The sequence below is a fragment of the Lishizhenia sp. genome (genome assembly GCF_033720595.1).
Lineage (GTDB): Bacteria > Bacteroidota > Bacteroidia > Flavobacteriales_D > Crocinitomicaceae > Lishizhenia.
In genome coordinates this window covers 1-1,949 of the sequence record NZ_JAWWCF010000308.1, presented here as the reverse complement: position 1 = coordinate 1,949, position 1,949 = coordinate 1, and the positions used below count along the sequence as shown (strand labels likewise).

Below are 1,949 nucleotides of genomic sequence, written 5' to 3'. Positions count from 1 at the left end.
TCTTCCAATGTAATATTAATTTTTCAACCTAGCCTTAAACTAAAATATTGCGGTCTTAAAACGGTATTATTAAAACATTCAAAAAAACTTTAAGATAAAACCAAAAAAGAGAAAGGTGAATCTGAATGGATAGATTATTTATGGGTGTAGGTTCCATTTTACGCAATTACTTTCACCCTTATGCTGCTTGTTTAAGTTGTTTGTAGTTGTTCCAGAATTTCTCCCAGCGATCAGCTTTTGCGTAGGCTCTAAGATTGAGGATTTGCTGTCCACCTTTTCGAGACCAACGCATTCCGCTGCGGCACATTCTATTTTTCACTACAGATTTACAGGCTGCTTCTACCGGCCCACTGCCAATAGGCAGCCCTTGTCTGATGAAATCCGCGTAATTCATTCGATGGTGATTACGCCGAAAGAAGGTTTGTTCTCTTTTTAAATCCTCCAATCGAGTTTTGGGAATCTTCAATATCTTTGCGTAATAATTCATGGAACGCAATACCGCTTTGGCAGCATGATCTTCTGTTTGCAGGTTATCATACCATTTGTGATACCATTCATCTCCCGCCTTTGATTTTTTTCCGAAGATAGCCTCCGCTGCTTTTGATAAATGCTCGCTGGCATGATAGAAATCTACCAATTTCTCGTAATCATCAAAGCGTTCATTATTGTCAATGTAGTTCCATATCACCCGATGACCATCATTAAGAAGCACTCTCTTCACGGTTGCATCCACTGCTTTTTCAATATCATCCAACTCCGCCTCAAATTGCTGCTTGAAGGCCGGAAAGTAACTCTCCGGCATCCGGGCAATATAATGGCTACATAATCTCACCGGCTTAACTTCCTCTTTTTCAGTCGCTTCCTTCTTGCCACAAAGTGGTGGCCTGCCCCGTTGTTGGGAATACCCATAAAAAGAAATACTGCCAACCATGGCATTCTTATAACTGGAAGCACTCACTTCCTCCTGCTTTTCACCAGGGCGTTCTTTCGGACGACCGGATTTCTGGCCAGTTTCTCTTAACAAAACATTTACACCATCCATACTGGCAACCACTACTGCCGTTGCTTCCGGAATCGTCTCCTCACCTCGAATCCCTTCGTTCAATTCATCAATATGAGCTTCTATGAAATCCCCACTCTTACTTACCATATTTTTGATCGCTTTCTCAGAAGGATGAAACATGCTGCTCTTTTCTAAAAACCTTTCCACTTCCTTAGCTGTCAGATGAGCCATCCCAAACAGAACGCATTCTTGTACTGCCGGCGTCGCATATTCTCCTTGCATCCCCCAACCCACATCTAATGGAACATAAGCAGCCCCACCCCGGTCACTCTGATACAAACTCCGACTAATATTCATCTCTCCAAAAGGCGTTAAGAAGTTTTTTTTGAAGAATACTTAAACCGAAGTGTCTTACCTTCTACTTCTAAGAGATCCTCCTTTATATCATAGGATTCAATAAATGTCTTGTAGCCTATGAGGGCTGCTTTGCTAATGCAGTGCTGCAAACCTTTACTAAATTCTTCTGCCAACTCCGGGGTCAGTTCATCCAAGGACAAATCCGCCATCGTTTCACGAAATCTTTGGGTAAATTCTTTCGTTACTGCTTCGATTATCTGATCTTGATTCATCGGTTAGCTCCTTTTCTAAAACCATTGTAACTTGCATAAAATTAAGTAAAATCACAAGTTACATAAAAAGGAAAACTAAAACCAAAGTCAATCAAAAACTTTACAATGGCCCCCTAAATGCGTAAAATGGAACCTACACCCCTTTCTCCTTCGTTATAAATCCTCTACGAGGATTTGGAATAATGCGAGCAATCGCTACAATAACATAACCTCTCCGAGGGTAGTTCTTGTAAGAGAACATCGTAGATGCTCCATTTTTGTAGAAATCTGTAGCTGACCTTTCACAAATGTCAGCAATATTGAAAATATAAAGCGCT

General features: G+C 40.8%; 3 protein-coding genes. All 3 read right to left on the bottom strand.

The features are described from left to right. Positions 1–178: 178 nt before the first annotated feature. Positions 179–1,360: a hypothetical protein gene (locus R3333_RS14335; protein WP_318959451.1), complete on the bottom strand. Its 1,182-nt coding sequence runs from the start codon at positions 1,358–1,360 to the stop codon at positions 179–181. A gap of 14 nt (positions 1,361–1,374) precedes the next feature. Continuing rightward, positions 1,375–1,632, bottom strand: coding sequence for a hypothetical protein (locus R3333_RS14330; RefSeq protein WP_318959450.1), 258 nt, complete (start codon positions 1,630–1,632; stop codon positions 1,375–1,377). Between the two features lie 133 nt (positions 1,633–1,765). Then, a partial coding sequence (locus R3333_RS14325; protein WP_318959449.1) for a hypothetical protein occupies positions 1,766–1,949 on the bottom strand: 184 nt, incomplete at its 5' end.